The sequence below is a fragment of the Anaerolineales bacterium genome, assembly GCA_016928575.1.
Lineage (GTDB): Bacteria > Chloroflexota > Anaerolineae > Anaerolineales > RBG-16-64-43 > JAFGKK01.
Window position 1 is genome coordinate 1 of sequence record JAFGKK010000055.1, and the last position, 24,822, is coordinate 24,822.

The window sequence follows — 24,822 nt, forward strand, 5'->3', positions numbered from 1 at the left end:
AGCTACGGGCCCAAGGAGCGGGCGACGGGATTCGGACCCGCGATGTCAGCTTGGAAGGCTGATGCCTTGCCACTTGGCGACGCCCGCATGCCGTCCGGGTTCGACGGCGCGCGTGAGTATACCCTTCCCAAGCCGGTTGCGTCAAGCAAAAAGGCCGATTCTGCATCTGATCGCCATCCCCGAGCGGTCTTATCGGGGATCCACGAGGCGCATAATCACGAAGCCGTCGGATGGGGCTAGTAAATCAATGGTATTTGTGGAAAATTCCCAGCCGGAGATAGTCTGTCATTCCCGCGCCGGCCCTCGGCGCATTCTTCGCCGGGGGTGAGTTTAGCGGGAAGCCAGGGCTTCCATGGCTGGATGCCCGCTACGAACACCCCCGCTCCGCGAGGGCGGGCGCGGGCATGACGATCCAGAGACAACCGAATGCTGTTTTAAGACAACCCCTTGACGATCCACTCATTATCCTTGCCGCTTCTCCTATTCACGCGGCCACCTTCTCCGCCGCCTCGACGGTCTGCGTGATCAGCATCACGATCGTCATCGGCCCCACCCCGCCGGGGACCGGCGTGTAGGCGGCGCAGGTTTCAGCCACCGCCGAAAGCTCGACATCCCCGACGTTCCCCTCGTTGTATCCGGCGTCGATCACCACCGCCCCCGGCTTAATCCAATCGCCGCGGATGAACTCGGCTTTCCCCACCGCGCCGACGACGATATCCCCCTGGCGCACGACCTCCGGCAGATTCTGTGTCCGCGAATGGCACACCGTCACGGTCGCGTTCGCGTTCATAAGCATCATCGCCAGCGGCTTGCCGAGGATCGGGCTGCGGCCGACCACCACCGCGCGCCGCCCCGCGAGGGGAATCCGGTAGTGCGCCAGCAGCCGCATAATTCCGGCGGGGGTGGCGGAGCCGAAGGCGGACAGCCCCATCGCCATCCGACCGAACCCGAGGCAGGTCACCCCGTCCACGTCCTTCCCGAGGGCGATCCGGTCGAAACAGGCCCGCTCGTCGACCTGTTTGGGGACCGGATGCTGGAGCAGAATGCCGTTCACCGCCGGATCGGAGTTGAGTTTGTCGATTTCCGCCAGCACGCTTGCGGTCGGACATTCCTGTGCAAGGCGCACCTGGACCGATTCCATCCCCACCCGCTTGCAGGCGTTGCCCTTCATGCGCACGTAGGTCACCGAAGCCGGATCCTCGCCGACGAGGATCGTCGCCAGAACGGGGATCTTGCCGCCGTTGCGCTGCAGCAGCGCCCGGACCCGGACAGCCAACTCGGCTTCGATCTGCTTGGCGAGCGCTTTTCCATCCAACACGGTTGCGGTCATGCAGTCCGCTCCTTTTGCCGTTCTCCGCTCCTAGACTGCCGCGAGCGTCTTGGTCGGCTCCCGGAATTTCAGGTAAATCTTTCCCATTTGGGTCGCAAACACGAAGGCCGGGACGGCGTATCCGATCCCGCCCAGGATGTCGACGATGTAATGGTGGCCGAGGTAGACCGAGGAAACCGCCACCCCGACGGGGAGGATGACGACCGGCAGCGCCTTCCGCCCCCAGACGTAGAGGCAATAGAAGAAGAGATAAACCGGCCAGGCGGTATGGACCGACGGCATGGCGCACAGGGGATTGGCGGTGGCGTAAATATATCCGGGCGACAGCAGGCTGTGGTCGAGGTTGACCGGATGGCCCCGCAGATACCCGTGCATCGACGCCCACCACGGCGGAGCGGCGGGAAAGACCACATAGGTGAGGAAAGCCGTGTAGGAAAGCACGATCAACCCCATCATGTACGCCCAGTAATGCGCCTTCCGAACCCGCCAGAGGATGAATCCCACCACGATCACGGAGAAGAAGTGGGTCATATAGAACGCGTTTGTGACCACGTCCAGCAATCCGGTGAAGGCCGCGGCGCCGAAGGCTTGTTGCAGGGCGGAGGCGGGGACGATTCCCGCGAACAAGGCCCGTTCCCAGGCGGCGATGTCGGTGATGTGCATATGCTTTGTCCCGACGGCCAGGATCACGCTGCGGATGACCTCATAGGTGAACAGCATCAGCAGGAAGGGGGAGAAATCCAGAAAGCGGATCCGGCCGCGCATGAACCACAGGAACAGGGCGAACAGTAACAATCCCAGCATGTCCCATCCCGGCAGTTTTCCGCCGGCCAGGATGAACAGGGACATGACGGCGATCATGACGAATTGGACCGCCAGGATCTGCCGCTGATATTGAAACCGGCGTTTTGTCTCCGCAAGGGCGTCGGTCATCGACCTCTTTCCAAGGCGCGGCCTGAAAAGGATAACTTCGATTCGGGATTGCGGCGGGCGAGGTGCACGGAAGTGGAATAAATCCGCGGCGGGCGAACCCTTCCACATCGGTATCGCGGAATGCCGATCCAGTCGGGGTGGGCGGACTTGAACCGCCGACTCCTGCGTCCCAAACGCAGTGCGCTGCCAACTGCGCTACACCCCGGCCCGCGGAGTATAATGCGCCGCAACACCACCGTCAAGCAAAACCATGGATTCCTACGCATCCATCGCCCGATTCTACGATTGGGAGAACGCGGAGTTCACCGAGGATCTTCCCTTTTGGGCGGATCTCGCCCGCCGGCAGGGCGGCCCGGTCCTCGAGCTGGGATGCGGCAGCGGGCGCGTGATGCTGCACTTGGCGCGCGAAGGGTTCGCCGTGACCGGCGTGGATTCTTCCCCGGCGATGCTGGCCCTCGCTCGAAGCCGGCTGGCGCTGCAAAAATCGATCGCCCAGCGGATCACGCTGCGGGAGGGGGATTTCACCCGCCTGCCGCTCGACGGCGCGTTTCCCCTGATCATCCTTGCCTTCAACACTTTCTCGCATATGACGGATCCGGAGGACGCGCGCGCCGCCCTCGCGGCCGTCGAGGCGCACCTGGCGCCCGGCGGGCAGGCGGTCTTCGCCTTGCCTAATCCCATACCGCTCTACGGCGACCCTCCCCCGGGGCTGGTCCTCGAGCGCGTCTTCCGCGACGAGGACCGCAACCGGACGGTCCAGCAGTTCTCCAGCCTGCGCGTGGACCGCGCCGCACAGCTCGGCTACGTCACCTGGATCTACGACGAGATCGACGCCGCCGGGACGGTGACCCGCACGACGGTTCCGATGACCCTGCGGTACTTCTTCCCCAACGAGCTGTCGGCGCTGTTCGAGCGCGCCGGAATGCGCCTGTGGCGCCTCTGGGGGGATTACGACGGATCGCCGTATTCCGAAGATTCACCGGTGTTGATTGCGGCCGCCGAAAAATGATCCCCCGCGCGCGGGACGCCTTCGCCGGGCGGGTCGGATGGCAAACCGGAGGGGCGCCCCGGATTCCCGATACGATTTCGCCGTTGCGCAAGGGCATGCGGGGGATTAGGTTCCGACACAGATAGGACCTTCCCCAAAAAAAACGCCCTCCGTTTCCCTAACGTCCAAATACCCCTATTCCGGCAGCCAATACGCCCGCCCGCGGTGGAAATTTAAAACGCCCGGGGCCGGCACCTGCCGCAGGACGATGAACACGGAGGCCAGGTCCGCGCCCGAACCCAGGCTGTTGGTGAGGATCAAAACCCAAAGATAGGATTCCAGGGTGAAGGTCATCCAACGATCGAGGACGATAATTCCCGCCAAGGCCAGCACAGTCAATGCCGCCAACGGGAACAGGCGCATGACGATCCACCGGGCGCGCGGGATGCGGCCTTCGTAGTAGACCCCGAAACCGAGTCTTTTCCAATCGACAAAAAGAACCGTGGAATCCGACCGCCCGCAGTCCGGGTAGAGCAGCGCATGCAACAGCTCATGGGCCAGGACGCATAGGATTAAGACAACCGCCATGCCCGCCCACGGGATATTTTTTTCATCGTAGGATTCGGGGTGGATATCGGGGAACAATTCGGAATAAACGAAGTTAAGCGCGATCACGCCGGCCAGTAAAACCATTCCCGCCAAAAGGACCAGGACGGCGCTCGTCCACGGTCCAGGCTGGCGGATCGGGCGGCCGGCGTCCGCTTCCGCCGCAACGGGCGCTTGTTTCGGCGGCCTCCCGAGTCGGATGCGCATGCTTCCCTCCGATTGGAACGACGCTGCAGGAATGATTATATCCGCGATCAGCCGAAAAAAAGAGACCGCTCAGCTGGCGATCGTCATGCCAGCGCCCGCCCTTGGCGAGTTCTTCGCCGGGGGTCATTTCAGCCGGCATCCATTCAATCATCGAAAATCACGGAATCCCGGCTTCGAGCACCCCCGCTTTGAATGGGCGGCACCGGGATGACGAACAAAACCTAGAACGCCGGAAACGCTTTTTTGAGATTTTTACATGGAAATATACAGCCTGAACAGTAATAAAAAGATCGCCGTTTTGTAAATCCTATGGGATCACCAAAAACCTGCCCAGAAGGCCGCTTATACAGTAAGATGCAACCTATCGTTTATTTTGCGCCGCGTCGGTATGAACGGATTTGGTATGTCGCCCCCCCAAAAAACTAGGCTGCTGAAAAAGACAGCTGAGTTCGCCCGGGCGTTCCGGGCTCGGGAATAACGTTGTACGCTTCGAGACCACCGGATTCCCCTTTAAAACCGATCCATATTCTGAAAATCCGCGGTCCCGATACTCCCCTTCAAGACCGCTCGAACGCCTTCAGCCCTTTTTCGCAACATACAAAAAGAACCTGGTCTGCTTGTGGGGCAGCCCAGGGCTGATTGCCAATCCTCGCTCAACGGAACCGTTGACAATTGACCATGCCGAAATCGACCGCCGCCGATCCGAGTGTCACTGAAGGCCGAATCCAAGCTTCGCGCTTCCGATTATTGCCCCTATGCTATTCCCCTTTTAATTCGTGCAGATGAGAGTCGGGCAGACGCATCCGTTCTCACCGCCTTGTCCGGAAGAGGTTGAACCGCCGGAACCCTTACCGCCGCCTCCCGCCGCCTGCTCCTCGCAAGTGGTCGGGCATTCGCAGACCGCTTCCGGCCCCTGCCCATTCCCGCCGCCCGGGGCGGGTGTTCCTTCCGGCGGGAATCCACCGCCCTGGGTAGAAGCCGGCCCGCGTTCCGATCCTTGGCCTTCGTCACCGCTCCTGTTCTGATTGGTCTGGCCGGCGGGCGTAACGGCGGGCTGAGTCGCGCGAGTGCGCACTTGCTCAATGATTTTTGTACGGAGCTGCGGGTCGTTCAGGTCGCCGCTAAGCAGCTCCAAACGCTGGCGGATGTTTTGGCGCGTTTGTTCGAGCAGTGCGTTTTCGTTCGGTCCAAGTCCGGCTTGAAGGTAATCCAGCACCCGGATGTGATTTTCCAACCGCGCCCGGACTTTTTCTAGCGCAGCCGGAGCGTCCTCATCACCGGCTTGCGCGGCCAGCGACAACGCCATATCGTCCTGATTCATCAGCCGCTGAATGACAGGATCGCCGACCGGCAACCCGGCGTCGATTTGATGAACGATCTCCTCCGCCCGCCGGTCCGCGAACTGCAACGCCATATCCATCTTCGACAACGGATCCCCCTCAGCCCACAGGCGGACCTCCTCTGCAAAGATCTTTACCGGATACAGCGCGTCCTCCGGCATCGCTTCCTGCGCTCCGGCAACCGCGGCTCCTCCGCCGCCTAGAACCGCACCGATGGTGATGGCCAAAGCCGCAAATATCCTCCACATGGCGATTCGCTCCTTTCCATAAAGCCTTTGGCTGTTAAGACGCGAATCGGCCGTTTTCGATACGGCACTCGTCATCCAATGGGCTTCCTTCAAAAATGCCGCCTTCCCCTTCGCCGCACGCGAGGGATCCCTGGCAGGGACGGCGCGCATTGAATGCAAAAAGGTTGTGAATTCCGGGTGAAAATCCGTTTTTTTCATAGCCCGCTTTCCTCTCCAACAAGCATCCGGCGAAGCGCCGCGATCCCACGTTGCTGTAAAGCTTTTACCGCACCCACCGGTCGGCGCATCGCCCGCGCCACGTCCTCGTTATCCCACCCCTCCAGATAGCGCAAGACCACCGCTTCCCGCTGGTCGGGAGTCAGACGCCGGATTGCCGCCCGCACTTTCCGTCGGCGGATATTATTTTCGGCCGTTTCACCGGTCGTATCCGGAACATGAACGGTTTCCTCCTGGATCGGGATCTCAGCGGGCGGATTCCGCCGATAATGGTCGGTGATCCAATTGTGTGCAATTCGGTATAGGTAGGCCTGCAAATGGTCTCGCGGCCCCTGACCGGATCGCAAAGCTCTTAAAAAGCGCGAAAAAGTCTCCCCAACGCAATCCTCCGCGGCGGAAGCATCACCCAGCAGTCGGCAGGCGTAGTCGTAGAGACCGTTGCTGTAGCGGTCATACGTCGTTTCCAAGGCGACCGGGTCGAATTCCCGGACTCTCGCCAAAAGGTGCTGATCGCCAGTTTTTGGCATGCTCTGATAATTATGACGCCAACCGGGAAAAAACGATACGGTCCCCCTGATCATGACGATCCCATCCGGATCCGATCCCGTTGGAAGCCGTGCCGCTCTCCCGTTTGTTGGCGGGGGCAATTCGATCCGGATCAAATCCGTTTCTTTCCCCGTCCAGCCCTGGGGCTGGATGTTTCATGCAGATTGGAGGTTTTGTGGAGATATTGGAAACATTCCACGGTTCCCATCCTCCCGGAAGCGTATACAATAGAAGCGGCAAAGAACCGAGCTTGCCGGAAAACGCCTCCGGCCGTGGTTTTCTATCGGTATCACTCCGGAGCTAGGAGACCAGCCATGATTCGATTAACCTCAAAAATGCCGGCGCTGCGATTGGGTCTGGTCGCGACCGCGGCCGTCCTGGCATCCCTTGCCTGCGGCCTTCCCGGACCCGGCGATGCCACCCCGACTCCGCCAGCGCCGGAAATTCCGGCCGGATGGATCTGCCACACAAACGAAACCTACGGCTTTGAAGTCTGCTACCCTCCGGATTCGACCTTCACCACCGAATCGGCCGAGCATTCGCGGATCGGCTTGGTCTTTGTCGAGGGCACCAATCTCATGGAGAAGTGGATGGATGTGGATGCGCGCGAGGGGCTTGCGGAATGCGCCAGCCCTCAAGCGGAAGGGTATTCCGCCGGGTCCGTCGATGAATCCACCCAGACAATCAACGGCATGGAGTTCCGCATCCAGAGTGCCGAGGATGCCGGAGCCGGCAACCGCTGGAAGTGGACCGGTTATTCGACGGAGAAAGACGGCGTGTGCGCCAGCCTGACGGGCGTCCTGCACTACGGGAACCCGATGATGTATTCCACACCTCCTCCGGAATTCGACCTGGCCGCCGAGAGCGCGGTGTTCGCTCAGATCGTCGCCACCTTCCACTGGCTGGAAGAGGAAACCCCCGAGCCGGAAGCGACGGTGCCTCCCGAATGGGTATGCTTCCAGAATGCGCTCTACGCATTTGAGGTCTGCTATCCGGCCGACGCGACCCTTTCGGGCGAGACGGCGGATCACGTTCGGATCAACCTGACCATCGCGCCGGACACGAACCTCCACGAGAAGTGGATGGACGTCGACGGACGCAACATCCCGCCTGACTGCGGGAGCCCGCAGGCCGCCGGGTACGATCCGGCCGGGATCGATACGTCTCTCGGCAGCTTCGCCGGGCTGGAGTTCCGGATCCAAAGCGCCAGCGAGGGCGCGGCCGGAAGCCTATACAGTTGGACCGGCTATTCGACCGAGCGCGACGGCGTGTGCGCCAGCCTGACCGGCGTGCTGCATTCTCATAATCCCGGCCTCTATCTCACGCCGCCCGCGGAATTCGACGAAGCCGGGGAGAGCGCCGTGTTCGAGCAGATCGTCAACACCTTCCGCTGGCTGGACGCGGCGACGCCCACTCCCTCTTCGGAGAAAGGGCCGACCGCCACCCTTACCGCCAACACCAACTGCCGCCGCGGGGCGAGCACCGACCATGAGATCGTCACCTTTCTCCGCGATGGACAGACGGCGCCGATCGTCGGCCGGAACGCGGACGGCACCTGGTGGCTGGTTCAGGTTCCGGGAACCGCCGTTCGCTGCTGGGTATGGGGACAGTTAACGGAAACCCGGGGCGATTTAAACGGGGTGCCATTTGTCGAATCCCCGATCTTGGGATGTTGGTATCAGGGACCCAACGACAAGCGACCGAAATGCGTCGCGCCCTGTCCGGAGGGCGCCAAGCCGGGCGGTGTGTGCGAGCCATAATCTGAATGACTGCTTGATATTGGAATAACACAACCATCTTGCATGACCGGCTTATCCAAGCAAGGATAAAAAAGGCTCATGGCAATTCGGCCGGCCATCATAAGTTGGGGTTTGGGAATGCCTTTATCCATCGCAGGAAATGGCAATGCGCAAAGCCATCTCCCTCCTCTGCGCCTTGTATTTTTTCGCGATACTGTAAGGTCTCGTCAGCCGAAAACGGATTCGCCTGCAAACCGATGGTGAACGGAACAGAAGCCCGCTCCCCGGACGGGGGTGCCGGTGCGACATGAGACCATCCTTCCACCATAAATCCGAGGAATACCATGTTCCCTACCCTCTCTCCTTTGGAAGATCCGCCCCATGGTTCTCCGACAATCTGCGGGTTGCGGGCGGAGCCGGAGTACAATGCGCCTCCTTACGCCGGGCCTTGATCCACCGCGCGGTAGTCCATGATCCGAGAATTTCCATGGGGCAAGGAACCGGAAATATCGCGTGCGAATTCCGAGAGAAGGGAAAAATGCGAGGGAGTGAAAAAACAGAATTCATGATCCGAATACTCGGGGCTCGGCCGGATCTTTTCACAGCACGACGGGTAAGCTCCGGTGCGGAGGTCGGCATCAGGGACTTTTTCCTGGCGTGTCCGATTTATGCATTTGGAGGCCAATTAAGATTAGAGTAAAATCAAAGCATCTCTTCGGCCTCTCGTCCTTTCTCTTTCCTCACTCTCAACCCCCAAATCCCATCCCCCTCTCCAGACAGATATCCAGGAAGGGGAAAGGGGCCAAGAGATGGGGGCGAGGATGGAAAGGTGCAGGACTTCTTTTCAATACTACAAACGATGAGCCGGCCCAAACCAAAAAGAAACCGATCGTATCCGACAGAAAAGCATCGGCCGCACATCGATCTTCGTGCCCCGGACCAAAAAAAGGTCGGATCAGATAACGGAGCAGGATTGGTGCAAGAGACCCGCGAAATCCAACTGCAAGTCGTCATGCCTGTCTGCAACGAAGGCGATAGCATCGCCGACACTATCCGGGAGTGGTACAAGGAGCTCTCGGCGCAGATCCGATGCGAACTGGTGGTATCTGAAGACGGCAGCCGCGATAACACCAAGGAAATACTCGCCGCGGTCGCCGAGGAACTTCCCATGCGATTGGATATGACGGACAATCGCCGCGGCTACGCCGGCGCGGTCGTGGCCGCTCTTCGAAACACCAAGGCTCCGTTTGTCCTTGCGGTCGACTCCGACGGCCAATGCGACCCGAAAGACTTCTGGCCTTTTTGGCAGCGGCGACACGAGAACGATGTCGTCATCGGCTGGCGGGTTAAGCGGCGCGACACCCTTCCACGGAAGGTTATGTCCTATTCCTTTAAACTGCTTCATCGCCTGTTCTTCGGCATGACCACGCACGATCCCAGTTGCCCCTATGTCCTCATCAACCGCCAACTCCTCGACCGCCTTCTCCCCGAACTTGGATCCTTAACCGAAGGATTTTGGTGGGAATTCATAGCACGTGCGACCCGCGCCGGCGCTCGCATTCAAGAACAGCCGATTACACACCGCTTCCGGGCCGCCGGCTCGACGGTTATCTTCAAACCCGGCCGAATTCCCCGAATCGCATGGCAGAATGGATTTGGACTCATCCGAATCTGGTGGCAAACGCGGCCAAGATCCCGAGGGCAGTCTCCACCGGCAAAAAGGGGTGATCCGCTGGATGGTGAAATTCTCCACTGAACCCGAATGGATAGCATCATCTCGGAGAATACGAAGCCACCCTCACAGAAACCGCCGCACATCATCAAGGAGTGCAACCCTCATGAACCCCGCGAAAGCGGGGAAAACCGAATTTCTGCAATGCGTGACGAATCCGCGAACCGTTTGCATTCCAATGCGGGTTTCCGGAATTCTACTTTGTTGTTGGGGTGCGTCAAAGCCGCCGTAATGGATATTCACACCCGGAGACGAGAGAAGTGTAGGGCAAGAGAGGCTTCGAGAAGCGAGCCGGAAAATGTATCTCTTCCCGATATTTACATCTGATAGAATCACCAATCTGACCCATCGGAGAGTCCCCCGACGGAAATAACCGACGCTCTGGATTTTTCGGATGCGGCGGAGAACGTCAGGCGTACATTCATGCCGGTCCTGGCCAATGCCGGCCTGTGCGCGGAAGATCCGCGACAAGCCGGCCCGATTCTCTGGGCGATGTGCGGAAAAAACCGGAGCACGCTTGCGGATTGGCAAGCAGACTCCGGCAGCAGCCTTTCGGAGGGGATGGGTCTATGGCGCTGATACAGCGATCGCAACAACACGGCAGGAGTTATTTTCGGCTCCTTCTTTCGATTTTCCTTCTTGCGCTACTCGCACTTACCGCGCTGTTTGCGATTCATTGGAGGTATTACCACGACGCTTCGATCTATTTCTATGCCTCCTTGTTGATAGATAAATTTGGAATTTTCCCTTATCGCGATCTGTATGAATTCAACATGCCGGGAACCTTTCTGGCTTTTTGGATCTTCGGCCGGCTGACCGGGTATTCGGTCCTGGGGGTCCGCATTCTGGATTACCTCCTTCTGGCGGCGATTATCTTCCTTGGTTGGTTGGGGATGCGCAAGCAGAGTGGCTGGGCCGGATTTCTGGGAGGGGTCGCCTGGGGGCTGGCCTATCTTTCGCTCGGCCCCACCGCGATGCTGCAGCGCGAGTATCTGATGATGATCCCCCTGCTTTGCGCCTTCGCGGCGTACGCCAACATCCCGCCGCAACGGAATGCCTGGCGTTTTCTTCTCACCGGTTTGTTCATGGGGATATCGACAACCTTTAAACCGCAGGCGTTCATCGGGTTGCTGCCGATCATGATCGTGGAATGGTTTTCCTACTCCGGGAATCCAATCCCATCCACGGCCAAAAAACCCGCCGTGTTTTTCAACCGGATTGCGGCATGGCTGCTGATCGGATTTCTAACCCCGTGGATGTTGATTGTCACCTATCTGGGATTCCACGGCGCACTTCAGCCGTTTCTGGATATGACGATCAACTACCTGCCGCTTTTTGCCCAATTGAACAAGTATCATCAGGCCGTCTCCGGAATTCGCCGGGTTTATTCCATCATCCTGGATTACGTCCAGCTGGGGGGATATGGCATTTGGGCCGCCCCGGCGCTTTGGGGGATTTACCAACTTCAGCAATCCCCCGATGCTTCGCCGGACCGAAAACGCCACGGTGTGTTTTTATTCTGGTCTATCGTCGCCTTTTCGATCTATCCCGCCTTTTCGGGTCAATTCTTTCCCCAACACTGGCTGCCCTTCCTATTCCTGCTCCTTCAAGCGGCTTTCCTCAGCCTGACCGATAGCGTTATCACCCGGCGGACACCATTCCGATTGGCGCCCGCCGCACTGATAGCGATCGCCTCCCTTTCGCTTGTCCGGCCGGATACGCTCGACAATCTCTGGCTGCTGACTGTGAAACACGAACTGCCCGCCGCCAACAATCCGAAGGAAGGCCGGGTCGACGAAATCGCCTCGTACTTGGAAACGCACCTGCAACCGGGGGATACGGTTCAACCCGTGGATTGGGTCGGGGGCGCCGTGCACGCGATGCTGATCGCGAGGGTTCGGATTGCCACGCCGTTCATCTACGACGAATATTTTTACCATAATGTCAACGACCCCTACATCCAACGGCTCCGCGAGCGATTCATGGCGAGCTTGGAAAGCGCCATGCCGCGGTTCATTGTTGAGGTATACGACGACGGCCCGTTCGCCGAACCCACGGGGCCGGGCACCTCGCGCGAATTTCCGGAGTTCCGCGCCTTCCTGGCTGAGCATTACACCGTTGTCAAAGAGGGACCGGGGTATCGCATTTACGAATTGCGCAAGGAAGGATCAACGGTCTGAGCGCACCAGATCCTGCGGCCGGATTTCATGTTCCTCCGTCACTGCCGGAAGACTCCCCGGCGCCCCAGGTCTGTCCGCCCGCGTGCATTTCGGATGGGAGCAAGGGATTTCCGTTTCCGTCCAGCCGCGTACCCCAATTAATCGGCTGCTTCTTACCCCATTTCCACACCGACAAAGCCAAGATCACCACCCCGAAGGCTATCAGGTTGGGCACGATCGAGCTGATATCCCCGAGCCAGGAATTAACCGGCGCGGCCGCCTCCGAACCGATCGGCGTCTCAAAATGGAGCAGGGCATGTGCGTATCCGCCTTCGCCAGAGGAAAAACCCAGCAGGCTGGTGTATACCCAATTGAACGTCGTATGCAGCCCGATGGCGGCCCACAACGAACCGGTGCAGATGCGCAACACGACGAATACCGTGCTGAACGCCGCCATATCGAGAATCCTGGCGACGCTCAACCCGCCGAAGAAATGAAACAGCCCAAATAGGATTCCGGTGACCAGCGCGGCCAGCCAGATCGGATGCCGCTCGCCAAGGTTTTGAAACACGTACCCTCGAAACGCCAGTTCCTCGATGAACCCGATCCCAAACGCACCGACCCATCCCGCCAAGGCAAACTCCACGCCGGCCGTCCAGCCGCTGTCCACCGCCTCGGTCCCGACAAACCGGAGTTGCCCGACCGCCAGGGCCAGGTAGAGAAGCGGGGCGGGCATCAGGATGAAAACCCACAGGCCGCCCGACGCAAATTCGATCCATCGTTTCCGCAGGTCCGCAAGCGACATGCCGCGCCAGGACCGCTTGTCCCGGCGCGTTCGAAAGAGGTATGTCAGGCCGAGAATGCCCGGGATCGATATCGCCGCACATGCCAGTTCCGCCGCCAAGGAAGGCGCATCCGCCGACGCCAGCAGGCCGCGGACAATTTGCGCCCCCACATCAATCACCAGGAAGAGGAACAGATAGCACCCCAAGCGCCAAAACAGGGCGAGCTGGCCGTCACGGGAACGAAATATTTTTATGAGCATTGTCTTCTCCTTGGATCCGACGATCCTCCGAATCGAAGCCGTCATGCTGGGTTCATCCTAAGCGGAAGAAATGTCAGCCGGATCGCGGAGTTGTCGTAAAACGGTCGCAAAAACGGGATTTCGGGGAGAAAGCAAAGACAGAGGAAGGTCCTTATGCCGCGGGTTTCAACCAAACGGCGAAGCGGCAACCCCCGTTCGCCAGTTTCTCGACTTCCACGGTGCCGCCCATCGCCTCGGCCAATTCCTTCACCAGCGCCAGGCCAAGACCCGCGCCGTCGTCGTCCGCCGCGTTGCACCCGCGGTAATACCGCTCCCAAATGTGCGGCAAGTCTTCGGGCGCGATTCCCTCACCGGAATCGTGAACGGCGATGCGGATCCCCGCCTCGGCGGCGTCCGCTCTCACCCCGACGATTCCCCCGGGGGGGCGAATGCCGGACGGCGTTGCGAACCAGGTTGGCCAAAACCTGCTCCAACCGGCCGGCATCGGCCCAGGCGGGCGGCAGGTTCTCTTCGCTTTCGACGCCGATCTGCACCCGTCGGGTTTGCCAGGCCGGCGGCGACATCCGTTCTGCGACGCGCCGGACCAGCGCGGCCGCGTCGACCGCCTCGCAGCGGATGGTCCACCCGCCCGAGTCGACGCGCGAGAGGGTGAACAAATCGTCCACCAGCGACTGAAGCCGCTGGGTCTCCTGCTCCATCCGATCCAAATCCCGGCGCAAACCATCCGGGATGTCTGCAATCCGGCACGCCGTTTCCAGATAGGCGCGCAGCGCCGCCAACGGGGTCCGCAATTCGTGGGACACGCTCGCGGTCATCGCCTGACGGGAAGTCAGCAGGTCCGCGACGCGGTCGCGTTCGGCTTCCAGATCGCGCATAGCGGTTTCCAAGGCGGCGGCCATGCGGTTGAAATCGGATTGCATCTGGGAAATCTCGTCCTCGCCTTCCGGCGCGACGCGGGCTTGATAGCGGCCCGCGCCCATCTCGCGCGCGGCCCGGGCGAGCGCCTCCACCCGCCGGGTCGTCCGCCGGGCGATCAGATAGGAAATCGCCGAAGCCAGGGGCAATAGGACGACAAGTCCGGCGCAGGTGAAGACGATCATCACCGACAGGGTTGGGATGATCGAGCTGATCAGCCACGCTGCCGCCGTCACCAGCCAAGGACCGGTCACCGCTCCCGGTGCGAAATCCCCGGTATAGTCCGGCTGGAGGATGATCAATTGCAGGACGCATCCGACGGCGAACGCCAACCCGACAGCCATAATCAGCTGGGCATGGGTGATCGACCACACCAAACGGCGTTTCCAAAGCGCAACCCAAAACTTCCAAAACCTCCTTCCCGCGCGGAGGAGGGGGTAAATGACCAATCCGATGACGGCAAAATCCGCCGCCAGAGTTCCCATGTCGGCGGGAAGCACGTTCCTTTCCAACACGGCGGATAGTCCGATCAGGCGCGCCCCGTCGGCAACGATTATTCCGAGCAAGACGCCGACGGCCGGCGCCATGGCCGCTTCACAGAACGCCTGGCGAAGGAACGAACCCTGCGGGATGCGCCAGCGCCCCGCCGCCCAAGCCGAATACAGCGCGGCGGAGACAAACACACCCGAATTGATCACGTCGGGGGAAACCCAGCCGTCCAATTGAACCAGGGCGGCGGAGAGGAGCACGCCGAGCAGCGCGGCTTCCAGTAGCGTTTGCGGAGCCCTGGGCGAAAAGAACCGATCATTCACGCCAGCGGTACCCTACGCCCCAACCCGTCTCCAACCGTTCGCCCACCGTTCCAAGTTTGCGCCGCAAGCGCATCACGGTATTGTCCACCGCCCGGTCGCCGGAGACGGCTTGCTGGTCCCAGACGGTATTTAATAGATAGGTGCGGTTGAACGCCCGTCCGGGATTGCGAAGCAGAAGCAGCAGGAGATCGAATTCGATCGGAGTCAACTCCAGTTCCTGCGAATCCAAAACCGCTGTGCGCTTCACCGGATCAAGACGGAAGGCGCCGGATTGCACCGGCCTGTCTGCGGGCGCGCGGTCCGCGCGGATCTCCTTTTGCAATAGCTCCGTCCGCCGTAGGATGGCCCGCACGCGGGCCAGCAGTTCGCGCATGCTGAAGGGCTTAGTCAGATAGTCGTCGGCGCCGACCTCAAGTCCCAGCACGCGGTCGGCTTCCTCGGAGCGCGCGGTGAGCATCAGCACCGGTGTGGCGGCCTTCGACCGCACCCGCCGCAGGACTTCGAGACCGTCCAGTCAGGGCAGCATCCAATCCAGGATGATCAGGTCCGCGGACCGCGCTTCCAGCAGCCGCAACGCGTCGCGCCCGTCGGCGGCGATCCGCACGGAATACCCCGCCCCGCCAAGCTCGCGTTCGATTAATTCGGCGAGGGAGAGAGAGTCTTCAACGAGCTGAATATCCGCCATGTCCGCGATTATCGTCCGGACGCGCTCATCGCAACGACGATTCGATCACCTCGGCGGCCAGGTCGTACCGCCCGAAGGGCGGCATGAGGTAGGCGCCCTGCACAACCCCGCGCAGATCCTTCAGCATCTCCGCCGCGATCCGCACGCCCTCCTGCGGCGCGCGCTCGCCTGCGCGTTCGATCCGCGCGCGGATTTTCTCGGGTATCGTCATTCCCGGCACTTCGTTGTGCAGGAAGGCGGCATGCTTCGCCCCGAAGAGGGGAAGGATTCCCGCCAGGACCGGCGCCTTCAGGTCCCCGCATTCGCGCCGGTACGATTCCAGGAACGCCGCTGCACACGCCGGTTCGAAAACCGGCTGGGTGAGGATGAAATCCGCGCCGGCGTCGAGTTTCTTCTTTAGGTTGGCGCGTTCCTTCTCCGGCGTGGCCGAGCCCAGGTTGAGCGCGCAGCCGACAAAGAACGCGGTCGGCGCGCCGATGGCCTTCCCGGCATGGTCCTTCCCGAGGTTGAAGGATTGCTTAATCAGACGGATCAGACCGGAGGGGACGATGTCGTAGTTGTCGGCCGCCTGTGGGAAATCCCCGATCGCGGTCGGGTCGCCCATCATCACGAATAGGTTGCGCACCCCGAGGGCGTGCGCTCCGAGCAGGTCGCCCTGCAGGCGCAGCAGGTTCCGCCCGCGGGTGGGAAAATGCAGAACCGTCTCGATCCCGAATTGTTCCTGAATCAAATGACAGACCGCCCAGGGACTCATCCGCATCCGCGCCATCGGACTGTCGGCGACGTTGATCACGTCCGCCCCTGCTTCGGCGAGCATGCTCGCCCCGGCGGAGAGTTTCTGGGTGGAGAATCCCTTCGGCGGATCGACCTCGACGCTGATCGTAAATTTTCCGGCGGCGAGTTTGGCCGCGAATTGGGTCGGTTCGGCCGCGGCGGCCTTGGCTTCCATTGCGGGCGCCGCAACGACGACGGCGGCCGGCTTCGCCGGCACGAAGGTCTCGAGTGCGGTCCGCATCGCGGCGATGTGTTCCGGCGTCGTCCCGCAGCAGCCGCCGACCACGCTCGCGCCCGCCGCCGCGAACTCGCGCGCGTAGCCGCCGAAGTAATCCGGCCCCGCCGGGTAGAGGATCCGCCCGCCGGTCCGCTCCGGCCAACCGGCGTTGGGCATCGCCGAAAGCGGCGCTTGCTGCGCCGCGGCGCGCATTTCGCGCAGGATGCGGATCGCCTGCGCCGGGCCGCTCGAGCAGTTGACGCCGATCAGGTCGGCGCCGGCTGCGACGAGCGCGCGCGCGGCGGCGGCCGGGGTGTCGCCGAACAGGGTCAGCCCGTCGCGGGTGAAGGTGAAGCTGACCCCGACGAACTGCGCGCCCGCCGTGCGCGCCGCGCGCAGAGCCGCGAGCGCCTCGTTGACGTCGCTCATCGTTTCGATCAGGATCAGGTCGGCGCCGTGCCGAAGCAGCAACTCCGTCTGCTCGCGAAACGCGGCTTCGGCCTGTTCCGGCTTCACCCGCCCGTACGGCGCGAGGCGGACGCCCAACGGCCCGATGCTTCCGGCGACGAGCGCCCCGCCGGCCTCCCGGCGCGCAACTTCCACCCCGGCGCGGAGGATCGCTTCGATGCTGTCGCCCAATCCGGCAGCCGCGAGTTTGTAGCGGTTGGCGCCGAAGGTGTTGGTCTCGAGGATCTGTGCCCCCGCGGCACGGTAATCCCGGTGCGCTTTGGCAACCGTCTCCGGACGGGTGAGGTTCTGCAAGTCCAGGTTTTCCCCGGCCGGCACGCCGCGGGCGACGAGCAGGGTACCCATCGCCCCGTCGGCCAGGAGCGGTTTTCCGCCGGCGGAGGAAAGCAAGCTGGGCATTCGACGGTTCATGGTCTCCTAATCCGACCTGACAGGTGCCGACCTGACAGGTCGGCACCTGTCAGGTCGGCAATCGGCCGGGATCGCTTTTAGCGAAAACTTTCTTTCGTCAGCACTGCCATTTCCGCATCCGAAATAATGGCCTCGTGGCTCTCCCGCCATCGTTGCCTGCTTCCGAATATTTTCATCACATCTCCCCGTTCCACGAAGGAGAGATGATTGGAAACAAGAACATGAAAGGACGAATACGGCCAGTCCCGGAAGTCCTTCACGAATCCGTGTCTCTGGGGATTCTGATGGACATAGACGATCGAGTGAATAAGATGCGACCTTCCTTCCACGGGCACCCGGCCGAACGGACGCTGAAACAGCGCGCCGGATCGGCCGTATGCGATGTTGAAAGACCGCGCGTAGGCATTGAAAAAATTCGAGAAGGGTTTGGAAAAACCTGCGGGGAACAGGCATTCCGGCAAGTCATCCTTCAACCTCACGAGAAAGTGAAAATGGTTCTTCAGCAAGCAGTACGCGTATGTGTCGGCTACCGGAAAGATGTGATGGGAATAAAGCCGGAGGAAGCGCTCATAGTTCCATTTTTCGCGAAACAGGTTCTCGCGGTTGTTCCCCCGATTGAAAATATGGAAGCATTGTCCGGGAACCAAAGGCGTGAAGCGCTCCATACAATCCCCCTGGCAGGCATGCGTATGCCGATAGTATACCCGGTTGTAGAAAACCCTTATTCATTTGGGCCGAAGGCGGGCATGGGAAGCCCCTTCGAGCTCCCTCAACCTGACAGGTCAACACCTGTCAGGTCGGGACCTGTCAGGTCCGCCCCGTAACCCCCATCCAAACTTGGTACACGCCGAACGCCGCCAAGCCGATCGCCGAGGCAATCATCAGCCATTGGCGCAGACGCGGGTTGAACCGGTGGGCGATCGAAACCACGAGGATGATCAGCGCATTAAACAGGATCATCACCAGGTAGAACGCCGCCAGCATCGCGATTCCGTTCGCGGGCGATTCCTTCCATCCGGTGAGCAGGATCGGCCCGGTGATCAACCCCCAAAAAAGGTACGGGTTGGGATTGAGCAGATTGATAAGAACCGCTTGGAAAAGGCCCCGGGATGGTGCCCCCTCGCCTACGGGATTCTGCGCCAAATGGCGTGCGGCGCGGAACGCCTTCCATGCCAGGTAGAGCAGGAAAGCGCCGCCGACGAGTTGCAGCGCGGTGACCCAGGCATGCGGAATCGCCGCCAGCACGCCCACCACCAACACGATGATCGGTAAGTCGCTCAACAGCGGAACGAACGCGTAGACGAGCGAACGCCGCCAGCCGTTCTTGAGCGCCTGAAGGATGATGTAGGCCTGCAACGGCCCGGGCTGGACCGCGGCAGCGAAGCCGTAGGTGATGCCTTGAAGAATGTAGCTTAACATGTCATGCCGAGAAGCTTCCGGAGGGAAAACCGAGGGATCGGCGCCTCCTCCCGCGAAGGTTGGTTGACCTTTCCATACGAATGCGATTCCTCATCGCCGTTTCCGGGCTCCCCGGCATGACGCCTATGCGTGTCATCCCCGCCGAGCCTGGGGGATTACAAAATATCTCGCCTCCGGATGGTGCACGACGATCGCCGCGGTGGATTGCTCGGGGATGAGCTGGAACGCGGGGGTGAGCGACATGCCGAGTTCCTGCTCCGCCGGCAGAAGATCAAACACCTTGCGGTGATCCTCAAGCGACGGCAGCGCGGGATATCCCCACGAGTAGCGCTTGCCCCGATCGGCGGGAATTTTTAATTCGCTCCGGATCAGCTGGTGCAGGTATTCCGCAGCCGCTTCAGCCGTCTGCACCGCCAGGCCGTGCAGGAAGTATCCTTCCGAATAGGCGTCGGCGGATTGCAGCTTCTCGATCCGCGCGGTGGCCTCCGGGCCGACCGTTACCACTTGGAAAGCCACCAGGTCCATCACTCCCGATTCCACCGGCGCGAAATAATCCGCCAGGCACAACCGCTCCTGCTCCGGTTGGCGCGGGAATGACAGGCGTGAAAGCTCCCGCGGCTCGCCCTTGCGTGACGCCGGATCGTAGACGACCAGCTCATCCCCCGCCGATTGAGCCGGGAAGTAGCCGTATACGCCCTGCGGGCGCAGCCACGGATCCCGCAGTACCTCGCGCTTAAGCGCCTTCAACCGATCGTCGAATTCGCGGCGCAGTTTTTCCCATGCCTTCCCGTGGGTGCTTTTGGCGCCCCATGAGAGCCGGTAGAGCTCGTCGCGGTCGATCCGTTCGAGGACGAGGCTCAGCGGCAGATCGCGCATGACCCGCACGCCATACGACGGCGCGACCGGAATCGGGACTCTCCGCGCAGCCACCTCCGAACGCCCCGCCGTTTCCGCCAGGGGGGTCTTTGCCGTAGGTGCTTCCCCTTCGGCATCGGACCGGTTGGAGCGGATTGTTTCCTCGCGCACGGCTGGATCGCGCAGGCGTTCCATCGTCGCCAAGCCCTCGAAGGCGTCTTTGCAGTAGAACACGCCGCCCGCGTACGCCCGAGCCTGCTCCGCAAAGAGAATCCGCCGTCCGAACGCGCGGTTGATCGCCGCCCCGCCGATCAGAATCGGAGTGCGCGCGCCCTTCCGGTGAAGCTCCTGCACCACCAGCGGCATTTGCCGGCTGGTCGAGACCAACAGCGCCGAAAGCCCGATCGCATCCGCCTTTTCCTTTTCCGCCGCCTCGACGATCGTTTCCACCGGCACCTGCTTGCCCAGGTCGACAACCGTGAATCCGTTGTTGGCTAGGATCGTCTTCACCAGATTCTTGCCGATGTCGTGCACGTCGCCGTATACCGTCGCCAGAATCAGCTTGCCCTTGGTCACGCCTTCCGCCCGTTCGAGGTAACGCTCGAGGTGTGCGACCGCCCGCTTCATCACTTCGGCCGATTGCAGGACAAACGGCAGAATCAACTCGCCCTTCCCGAACAGGTCGCCGACTTCCTTCATCGCCGGGAGCAAAATGGTGTTGAGGATCTCCACCGCCTCGCGGGTGGAATCCGGGTTGGGCACGGGCCGGTCGGCGGGGATTCCGGCGGCGCGCATACGCTCCGCCATCAGCGCGTCGATATCTTCCTCCATGCGTTCGCGCCTGCGGTGGATGATCCGCCACGGAATGCGCTCCGCCGGCGGCAGCCGCGCGCCCTCACCCGGTCCCTCCGCCTTGGCGGATACGCCTTCGAAGCCGGCGATCAGCCGCGCCAGCGCGTCCGGCCGCCGGGCGAAGATCAGATCCTCGGCCAGCTCGCGTTCGGCCGGCGGAATATCGGCGTAAGGGGTGATTTGCCGCGGGTTGACGATCGCCATATCCAGCCCGGCCTGGACGCAGTGGTACAGAAAGACCGAGTTGAGTACGGCGCGCGCGGCGGGCGCGAGGCCGAACGATAGGTTGCTCACCCCGAGCGAGGTGTAACAGTCCGGCAGCGCCTGCTTAACCTTGCGGACCCCCTCGATCGTCTCGATCGCCGAGCGGGCGAATTCCTCCTCGCCGGTGGCGAGGGTGAAGGTCAGCAGGTCGAAGACAAGGTCCCCGGGCGCCAAGCCGAATTCGCCGGTGACGATCTCGTGGATCCGCCTGGCAACCTCGAGCTTGCGGTCGGCGGTCTTGGCCATCCCCTGCTCGTCGATGGTGAGCGCGATCAGCGCCGCGCCGTATTGTTTGGCGAGCGGAACATAGGCATCGATCCGCTTGCGGCCGCCCTCGAGGTGGATCGAGTTTATCAGGCTGCGGCCGGGCGCGGTTTGGAGCGCGGCCTCGACCACCGCCGGCTCGGTCGAATCGATCACCAGCGGGGCGTCAACCGTCAGCGCCAGCTTGTGCACCAGATTTCGCATCAGATCCGCTTCGTCGGCGCGTTCGGTCAGCGCGGTGCACACATCGAGCGCGTGCGCGCCGCCTTCGGTCTGCTCGCGGCCGATCCGCACCAGCGCGTCAAAATCTTCCGCCATCAACAATTCCTTTACCTTGCGGCTGCCCTGGGAGTTAAGCCTCTCGCCGATGATCAGCGGCGGCGGGACCTGGCGCATCGGAACCGCGCGCATCGCCGAGCTCAGCTCCGCGGCGGGCGCGGCGGCGCGCGGGAGCGGGGCCTTGCCGCCGACAAGTTCCACCAGCCGCGCCAGGTGCTCCGGCGTGGTGCCGCAGCAGCCGCCGACGATGTTCGCGCCGTAAGAAAGGGCGAAGTCCGCCAGGTCGCGGGCGAACGGCTCGGGCGCGAGCGTATATACCGCGCGCCCGTCGACGTTGAGCGGAATTCCGGCGTTGGGGATCACTGAGACGTACTTGGAGGATTGTTCGCACAAATAGCGGATCGGCTCGCGCATGTGCTCCGGGCCGGTCGAGCAGTTCAATCCGATGATTTCCACCGGCAGCCGTTCGAGGACCGCCGCCACCGCGGTGATGTCGGTCCCGAGCAGCATCCGCCCGGTGGTGTCGAGCGTCACTTGGGCCTGGATCGGGACGCGCTTCCCGGTTTCGGCGAACGCCCGGGAGATGCCGACGACGGCCGAACGCACCTCGAGCAAATCCTGCGAAGTCTCGATCACGATCGCATCCGACCCGCCCTCAATCAGCCCGACAGCCTGTTCGCGGGCGATATCAGCCAGTTCCTCGAAGGAGATGTTGGAGAGTTCCGGATCGTCGGCCGAGGGGAGTTTCCCGGTCGGGCCGATCGTCCCGACGACAAAGCGGGGTTTTTCCGGCGTGGAGAAATCGTCCGCCGCAGCCCGCGCCAGCCTCGCCGCGGCGCGGGTGATCTCCGGCACCCGGTCCGCCAATCCGTATTCCCCAAGCGTGATGCGATTGGCGCGGAAGGAACAGGTGATGATCACGTCCACGCCCGCCTCGAGGAAAGCGCGGTGGATTCCCGTGATCACCTCGGGTTTAACCAGCGCGAGGTAGTCGTTCAGCCCCTCGGTCCGCTTCCCGCCGTACTCCGCGGCCGTCAGGTTGAGCTTTTGAATGTTGGAGCCCATCACGCCGCCATGCACCAGCACGCGCTCGGCCAGGGCTTCCAAATACCGGCGGTCGAATACCATCCGCAACTCCCGCCTCACCCCTTACCCCCGTCCCCTTCCCCCTCCCCTGCGGTGACCGCAGGAGAGGGGTAAGGGGACGGAGGATAGGGGCGAGGAAAAAAAAACCTCTCCGGAAGAGAGGTCCATCATACCCGTGTTCCTCATCTTCCAGGCCGTCCATTTTTCGGACGTCTGGCGGATTTGGCACCTGCTCCGTCTGCGCGGATCGGTTGCCGAGGCTTCGCCGGGCCGGTCCCTCAGCCTCTCTGGATGAGTCGGCGGTACCCGCCGCCGAATGCCTGGAATTCTATCACAGCCTTTGCCGGCCGGAAGAAAGATGGAAGGAGAAACGAAGCATCAAAAAACCCGTCCATGCGGAACCGCATGGACGGGTGAAAGACGGCCCCCAACTGCTCTTGGGGGAGCGGTGCGGCTATTTCTTTTCCTCTATTTCCTTCGACCAATTTTCGACAATTCTCCCCGCCGCCTCTCGGGCGCCCAACCCGAAGGCCAACGCCGCCGCGACGCCGATGGCGCCCAGCAATACGCCGAAGGCGATCGTAATCACGTCCGCGGCAACTCCCAATTGGGACAGCGACATCGCGGCGATCAGGATCAGGATCGCCACCCGCGCCAGATTCGCAAGCAGTCCGGCTTTCGATCCTCCGGCGGCGACGATCGCCTTGTGGGCAAGATTGGCAAGGTACAGCCCGATGGCGAAGATTAACAGGGCCACCAGCACTTGTCCCCCGAACACCAGGATCGAATTCAGGATGTCGGCCAGGAACGTGAACCCAAGCATGCTGGAAGCTTCGATCGCGGCGAGCAGAATCACGGCCGCCAGCACGACGTATCCGGCCACTTCGGAGAGGGAACGTTCGCCTTTGGCGACCGGGAGACGGAGCCCCAGGATTTCCGGGATCTTGTCGAACCCGATTCCCGCAAGCAGATTGGTTGCCAGCATGGATACCAGCCGGCCGGCGAAGTATGCGACGATCAGTACCAGGACTGCGCCGAAGATCACCGGCAGGGCGTTCATCACCGTCGTCAACATGGTGATCGCTGGCTGGGAAATCGCCTCCACGCCGAGGGCGTTCAGGGCCGTGATGACGGTCGGGATCAGGATGAGGATGTAGGCGATCGTTCCGATGATCTGCGAAAGCGGCTGCGCCCCCTCGCCGATTCCCATCCGCTGGCCGAAGGAATCAAGGTTGGCGGCCGCCAGGAGGTTGGTAACGATCTGCCGTACGATCCGGGCCAGCAGCCAGCCGGCCAGCAGATAGATGGCCGCCGTAAAGATGCTCGGGACGGCGCCCAGGATGGAATTCACAACACCGGTCACCGGTTCGACCAGCCCCTGCAGTTCCAAGGCGCTCAGCACCGCCGGAAGGAACAGCAGCAGCACCAGCCAGAACATGCCGTTCGCCAGCGCTTCGGCGACGCTTGTTTTGGGCTGAACCTGAGCCTGCGTCGAAATGCGCTCCTCCAATTTCGTCAAACGGACGGCGCGCAGGACGACAGCCTTGACGATGACGGCGATCAGCCAGGCGACCAGGATGATCACCAGGGCGCCGAGCAGTTTCGGCGCGGCCAGGGCGATCTGGGTCAGCATGGCGTTCAACGGCTCGGCCACCGCCGGCAGCTTGACGATTTGCAGAAAGCCCACCAGCACGAACAGGAGAATAAGGTAGAACACGCCGCTGGCGATCCACTTCTCCACATCCGGCCGCGCCTTTTCAGCTTCTCCGCCGATGACGCCGCTCAAGCGCTCGTTCAATTTTGCGCGCTTCAGCAGGTTGCGGACGACCGCCGAGAGGATCAGCGCGAGCAGCCAGCCGACGAATAAAATCCCGACCCCGGCCAGCAAACTCAACAGATCCCCGCCGATGAGGGTGAGCAATTCTTGACCGATTTGTTCCAGCATAGACTCCTCCTTCTTTGGATGAAACGTACCGGAGTTGCACAACGGAAAAAAGCTTCCGGAAAGCGGCCGGAGATCAAGAAATCGGTGCGCCGCGGCATCCCGCCGCCTGGTCTTCGTCCGGCGACGGTGTCCGACGGGACCGGGTCTCCCATCCGCATCCGGCCAGCGAGTGATGGGACCCCCGCTCGCAATTTTGCGAGCGGGGAAAAGACCGATACCCGGCATTCCTCTTTGAGGGGTGTTTATATCGGAGATTTCATGGAAGCACCCCTAAAGGAGGGCGGAGGCGTTCCTACCCACTCGCGTTGCCATGGTTATGGGGATCTCAGCCCATATATATATAAACACATAAAACGCGTGAAAGAAATGACTTTTCTGGAATTCAAACCTTAAAATTCTGAAAATGCAAATTCCGGTCAATTCGGCCACCGATTCCGGTGTAATCCGGCCGCCCCATACCAACCCTCCATCATCAGCGACGAGATTG

Annotated in this window: 19 protein-coding genes, 2 tRNA genes and 1 riboswitch; of the genes, 4 read left to right on the forward strand and 17 right to left on the reverse strand. The window is 61.6% G+C overall.

Annotated elements, in window-relative coordinates; all coding sequences use genetic code 11:
• Nucleotides 1-16: 16 nt before the first annotated feature.
• The 4 genes from JW929_06685 to JW929_06700 all read right to left on the reverse strand — a co-directional run bounded on the left by JW929_06685 (nt 17) and on the right by JW929_06700 (nt 2,468).
• A tRNA-Gly gene (locus tag JW929_06685) sits at nt 17-87 on the reverse strand.
• A gap of 397 nt (nt 88-484) precedes the next feature.
• Nucleotides 485-1,330, reverse strand: a complete 846-nt coding sequence (folD, locus tag JW929_06690) for a bifunctional methylenetetrahydrofolate dehydrogenase/methenyltetrahydrofolate cyclohydrolase FolD (GenBank protein ID MBN1439080.1) — start codon at nt 1,328-1,330, stop codon at nt 485-487.
• Nucleotides 1,331-1,360: 30 nt separating this feature from the next.
• A complete protein-coding gene (locus JW929_06695; protein MBN1439081.1) occupies nt 1,361-2,263 on the reverse strand; it encodes a phosphatase PAP2 family protein in 903 nt (300 codons plus the stop codon).
• Nucleotides 2,264-2,395: 132 nt separating this feature from the next.
• A tRNA-Pro gene (locus JW929_06700) sits at nt 2,396-2,468 on the reverse strand.
• A gap of 45 nt (nt 2,469-2,513) precedes the next feature.
• Between JW929_06700 and JW929_06705 the strand changes: the two genes are divergently transcribed.
• Nucleotides 2,514-3,272 carry a class I SAM-dependent methyltransferase gene (locus JW929_06705; protein ID MBN1439082.1) on the forward strand — a complete coding sequence of 253 codons (759 nt, stop codon included), beginning with the start codon at nt 2,514-2,516 and terminating at the stop codon, nt 3,270-3,272.
• A 174-nt stretch (nt 3,273-3,446) separates the two neighbouring features.
• Here the strand turns inward: JW929_06705 and JW929_06710 are convergent, their stop codons facing one another.
• The 3 genes from JW929_06710 to JW929_06720 form a co-directional block, all read right to left on the reverse strand.
• The gene (locus JW929_06710; GenBank protein ID MBN1439083.1) at nt 3,447-4,064 is read right to left on the reverse strand and encodes a DUF3267 domain-containing protein; all 618 of its coding nucleotides are present in this window, start codon (nt 4,062-4,064) and stop codon (nt 3,447-3,449) included.
• 769 nt (nt 4,065-4,833) lie between these two features.
• Nucleotides 4,834-5,727 (reverse strand): hypothetical protein, encoded by an 894-nt coding sequence (locus JW929_06715; GenBank protein ID MBN1439084.1) that lies wholly within the window; start codon nt 5,725-5,727, stop codon nt 4,834-4,836.
• Between the two features lie 119 nt (nt 5,728-5,846).
• Nucleotides 5,847-6,395 (reverse strand): sigma-70 family RNA polymerase sigma factor, encoded by a 549-nt coding sequence (locus JW929_06720; GenBank protein ID MBN1439085.1) that lies wholly within the window; start codon nt 6,393-6,395, stop codon nt 5,847-5,849.
• Between the two features lie 333 nt (nt 6,396-6,728).
• Between JW929_06720 and JW929_06725 the strand changes: the two genes are divergently transcribed.
• From JW929_06725 to JW929_06735, 3 genes are all read left to right on the forward strand, one after another.
• On the forward strand, nt 6,729-8,174 hold the full coding sequence (locus tag JW929_06725) for a hypothetical protein (GenBank protein ID MBN1439086.1): 1,446 nt from the start codon (nt 6,729-6,731) through the stop codon (nt 8,172-8,174).
• Nucleotides 8,175-8,982: 808 nt separating this feature from the next.
• Nucleotides 8,983-9,909, forward strand: coding sequence for a glycosyltransferase family 2 protein (locus tag JW929_06730; protein ID MBN1439087.1), 927 nt, complete (start codon nt 8,983-8,985; stop codon nt 9,907-9,909).
• Nucleotides 9,910-10,658: 749 nt separating this feature from the next.
• The gene (locus JW929_06735) at nt 10,659-12,065 is read left to right on the forward strand and encodes a hypothetical protein (GenBank protein ID MBN1439088.1); all 1,407 of its coding nucleotides are present in this window, start codon (nt 10,659-10,661) and stop codon (nt 12,063-12,065) included.
• A 25-nt stretch (nt 12,066-12,090) separates the two neighbouring features.
• On the opposite strand, the gene JW929_06740 is transcribed toward JW929_06735, so the two are convergent.
• The 10 genes from JW929_06740 to JW929_06785 all read right to left on the reverse strand — a co-directional run bounded on the left by JW929_06740 (nt 12,091) and on the right by JW929_06785 (nt 24,335).
• On the reverse strand, nt 12,091-13,134 hold the full coding sequence (locus JW929_06740; protein ID MBN1439089.1) for a CPBP family intramembrane metalloprotease: 1,044 nt from the start codon (nt 13,132-13,134) through the stop codon (nt 12,091-12,093).
• Nucleotides 13,135-13,240: 106 nt separating this feature from the next.
• Nucleotides 13,241-13,492, reverse strand: a complete 252-nt coding sequence (locus JW929_06745; GenBank protein MBN1439090.1) for a sensor histidine kinase — start codon at nt 13,490-13,492, stop codon at nt 13,241-13,243.
• Nucleotides 13,437-14,816 carry a HAMP domain-containing protein gene (locus tag JW929_06750; GenBank protein MBN1439091.1) on the reverse strand — a complete coding sequence of 460 codons (1,380 nt, stop codon included), beginning with the start codon at nt 14,814-14,816 and terminating at the stop codon, nt 13,437-13,439. The genes JW929_06745 and JW929_06750 overlap by 56 nt, the downstream gene beginning before the upstream one ends.
• Nucleotides 14,809-15,303, reverse strand: a complete 495-nt coding sequence (locus JW929_06755; protein ID MBN1439092.1) for a response regulator transcription factor — start codon at nt 15,301-15,303, stop codon at nt 14,809-14,811. Before JW929_06755 ends, JW929_06750 begins: the two co-directional genes overlap by 8 nt.
• Before the next feature lie 27 nt (nt 15,304-15,330).
• Entirely contained in the window at nt 15,331-15,501 is a 171-nt protein-coding gene (locus tag JW929_06760) for a response regulator (protein ID MBN1439093.1), read from the reverse strand.
• Between the two features lie 25 nt (nt 15,502-15,526).
• A complete protein-coding gene (locus JW929_06765; protein MBN1439094.1) occupies nt 15,527-17,371 on the reverse strand; it encodes a bifunctional homocysteine S-methyltransferase/methylenetetrahydrofolate reductase in 1,845 nt (614 codons plus the stop codon).
• Between the two features lie 77 nt (nt 17,372-17,448).
• The gene (locus JW929_06770) at nt 17,449-18,036 is read right to left on the reverse strand and encodes a hypothetical protein (protein MBN1439095.1); all 588 of its coding nucleotides are present in this window, start codon (nt 18,034-18,036) and stop codon (nt 17,449-17,451) included.
• Between the two features lie 142 nt (nt 18,037-18,178).
• Complete coding sequence (locus JW929_06775; protein MBN1439096.1) at nt 18,179-18,790, reverse strand: LysE family translocator; 612 nt, start codon at nt 18,788-18,790, stop codon at nt 18,179-18,181.
• A gap of 132 nt (nt 18,791-18,922) precedes the next feature.
• Entirely contained in the window at nt 18,923-22,432 is a 3,510-nt protein-coding gene (gene metH / locus JW929_06780; GenBank protein MBN1439097.1) for a methionine synthase, read from the reverse strand.
• A 137-nt stretch (nt 22,433-22,569) separates the two neighbouring features.
• A riboswitch (SAM riboswitch) is annotated at nt 22,570-22,688 on the reverse strand.
• Between the two features lie 156 nt (nt 22,689-22,844).
• Entirely contained in the window at nt 22,845-24,335 is a 1,491-nt protein-coding gene (locus tag JW929_06785) for a mechanosensitive ion channel (protein ID MBN1439098.1), read from the reverse strand.
• Between the last annotated feature and the right edge of the window lie 487 nt (nt 24,336-24,822).

What these genes read in the sequence shown, in the direction of transcription:
- folD (MBN1439080.1), bottom strand. Translation starts at nt 1,330, where the DNA reads ATGACCGCAACCGTGTTGGATGGAAAAGCGCTCGCCAAGCAGATCGAA.
- JW929_06695 (MBN1439081.1), bottom strand. Translation starts at nt 2,263, where the DNA reads ATGACCGACGCCCTTGCGGAGACAAAACGCCGGTTTCAATATCAGCGG.
- JW929_06705 (MBN1439082.1), top strand. Translation starts at nt 2,514, where the DNA reads ATGGATTCCTACGCATCCATCGCCCGATTCTACGATTGGGAGAACGCG.
- JW929_06710 (MBN1439083.1), bottom strand. Translation starts at nt 4,064, where the DNA reads ATGCGCATCCGACTCGGGAGGCCGCCGAAACAAGCGCCCGTTGCGGCG.
- JW929_06715 (MBN1439084.1), bottom strand. Translation starts at nt 5,727, where the DNA reads ATGACGAGTGCCGTATCGAAAACGGCCGATTCGCGTCTTAACAGCCAA.
- JW929_06720 (MBN1439085.1), bottom strand. Translation starts at nt 6,395, where the DNA reads ATGCCAAAAACTGGCGATCAGCACCTTTTGGCGAGAGTCCGGGAATTC.
- JW929_06725 (MBN1439086.1), top strand. Translation starts at nt 6,729, where the DNA reads ATGATTCGATTAACCTCAAAAATGCCGGCGCTGCGATTGGGTCTGGTC.
- JW929_06735 (MBN1439088.1), top strand. Translation starts at nt 10,659, where the DNA reads ATGCCGGGAACCTTTCTGGCTTTTTGGATCTTCGGCCGGCTGACCGGG.
- JW929_06740 (MBN1439089.1), bottom strand. Translation starts at nt 13,134, where the DNA reads ATGACGGCTTCGATTCGGAGGATCGTCGGATCCAAGGAGAAGACAATG.
- JW929_06760 (MBN1439093.1), bottom strand. Translation starts at nt 15,501, where the DNA reads ATGGCGGATATTCAGCTCGTTGAAGACTCTCTCTCCCTCGCCGAATTA.
- JW929_06765 (MBN1439094.1), bottom strand. Translation starts at nt 17,371, where the DNA reads ATGAACCGTCGAATGCCCAGCTTGCTTTCCTCCGCCGGCGGAAAACCG.
- JW929_06770 (MBN1439095.1), bottom strand. Translation starts at nt 18,036, where the DNA reads ATGGAGCGCTTCACGCCTTTGGTTCCCGGACAATGCTTCCATATTTTC.
- JW929_06775 (MBN1439096.1), bottom strand. Translation starts at nt 18,790, where the DNA reads ATGTTAAGCTACATTCTTCAAGGCATCACCTACGGCTTCGCTGCCGCG.
- metH (MBN1439097.1), bottom strand. Translation starts at nt 22,432, where the DNA reads ATGGTATTCGACCGCCGGTATTTGGAAGCCCTGGCCGAGCGCGTGCTG.
- JW929_06785 (MBN1439098.1), bottom strand. Translation starts at nt 24,335, where the DNA reads ATGCTGGAACAAATCGGTCAAGAATTGCTCACCCTCATCGGCGGGGAT.